Origin of the sequence: Janthinobacterium sp. CG_23.3 (assembly GCF_046115965.1) — a bacterium.
Classification (GTDB): Bacteria; Pseudomonadota; Gammaproteobacteria; order Burkholderiales; family Burkholderiaceae_D; genus Janthinobacterium.
In genome coordinates, this window is record NZ_JBJXIB010000254.1 from 1 (window position 1) to 1,715 (window position 1,715).

Below are 1,715 nucleotides of genomic sequence, written 5' to 3' on the forward strand. Positions count from 1 at the left end.
GCAGCACGCCGTCGATGTTCACGCTCGGACGCGTCCAGTCGGCCAGCTCCTGCTGCACCACGAACGGCGTCGCCGAAAAATCGATATTCGGATTGGCCGCGCGCGCATGCAGCGACGGCGCCAGCTGGCCATGGCGCATTTGCAGCAGCACCTTGGTCAGACCGGCGATGCCGGCCGCGCTTTCGCAATGGCCGATGTTCGACTTGGCCGAGCCGATCGCGCAAAACTGGCGTTCCTGCGTATCCCGTCCAAACGCCTGCGCCAGCCCGCGGATCTCGATCGGGTCTCCCAGCGCGGTGCCGGTGCCGTGCGCCTCGATATAACTGACGCTGCGCGCATGCACGCCGGCGCGCCGCAACGCGTCGCCGATAAGCTGGGTCTGCGCCAGCGGATTGGGCACCGTGTAGCCATTGGTCTTGCCGCCGGCGTTGAGCATGCTGCCCTTGATGACGCCGTAGATCTGGTCGCCGGCGGCGATCGCCGCCTGCAAAGGCTTGAGCACCACCGCGCCCACGCCTTCGCCGTCGACGAAGCCGTCGGCGTCGGCGCCGAACGATTTGCAGGCGTCGCCGGACGACAGCATCGCCATCGCGGACAGGCCGACGTAATGGCCGGGATCGAGTATCAGGTTGACGCCGCCGGCGATCGCGCAGGCGCAACTACCGCTGCGCAGACTCTCCAGCGCCAGGTGCAGCGCCGTCAGCGACGACGAGCAAGCGGTGTCGACCGCGATGCTGGGGCCGTGGAAGTCGAGCAGGTAGGAGACCCGGTTGGCGACCGACCAATAGCGCGCGCCGCCCACGTAGTTTTCGTTCATCACGCCGACAAAGACGCCCACGGCGCCATCCTCGGCCAGGCTGGCCGGCGTATAGCCGGCGTCCTCGATGCTGCGGTAGGCTTCTTCCAGGAACAGCCGCTCCTGCGGACTCATTTTCTCCGCCTCGTACGGGGAAATATTGAAGAACAGCGGGTCGAAGCAATCGGCGCTGTCGATGAAGCCGCCCCATTTGCTATAGGTTTTGCCGGACTTTCCCTTGTCGGCGTCAAAGTACAGGGCCGAGTCCCAGCGCGCGGCGGGCACCTCGGTGATGCAGTTGGTCCCCGCCTTCAGGTGCGCCCAGAATTGCTCGACGTTTTCCGCGCCGGCGTAACGGCCGGCCAGGCCAACGATGGCGACCTCCTGCGTCCCGGCCGGGAGCGCAACCGGCGCCGGCGCCGGCGCGGCGGCGCCCGGCGGCGGCGGGGGGCGTGGGGTCTGGGCGGGAGTACGAAAGACGCCCCGGTTCACCACCCACCACATCTACAACAGCCACAGATCGTGTTCGATAAAATGGGCGACCAGCGCATCGATGGTCAGGCATTCGAAAAACAGCGTGCTGCCGACATCGGCGAAGACCTGGCGCAGGGCGTTGGTCAGTTGCACGATGAGAATCGAATCGATGCCGTACTGCGCCAGTTGCGCGCCGGCGTCGATCTTGTGCAGCGGCACGCGCAAAGTATCGCTGATCAGTTTCTTGAAGCGCGCCACGGCGCCTGCCGCGAGGCGCGCGTCGGCGCCGGCCGCCAACGGCGGGGCGCAGGCGGCGGCCGGCGCGGCGCAGGCGGCCGGCGCCGGCGCCGGTGCCAGGGAGAGAGGGGGGGGGAACCCCCCCCCCCCCCCCCCCGTCCCCCCCCCCCCCCCCCCTCCCCACCCCCCCCCCCCCCCCCCCACCCAC

At 68.8% G+C, this 1,715-nt stretch carries 1 protein-coding gene and 1 pseudogene; both read right to left on the reverse strand.

All coding sequences use genetic code 11. The features are described from left to right. A pseudogene (locus tag ACFDR9_RS27580) lies at positions 1-1,264 on the reverse strand (beta-ketoacyl synthase N-terminal-like domain-containing protein); the annotation flags it as partial. 36 nt (positions 1,265-1,300) lie between these two features. Next, positions 1,301-1,715: acyl carrier protein (locus ACFDR9_RS27585; protein WP_409033063.1), on the reverse strand; the 415-nt coding region annotated here is incomplete at its 5' end.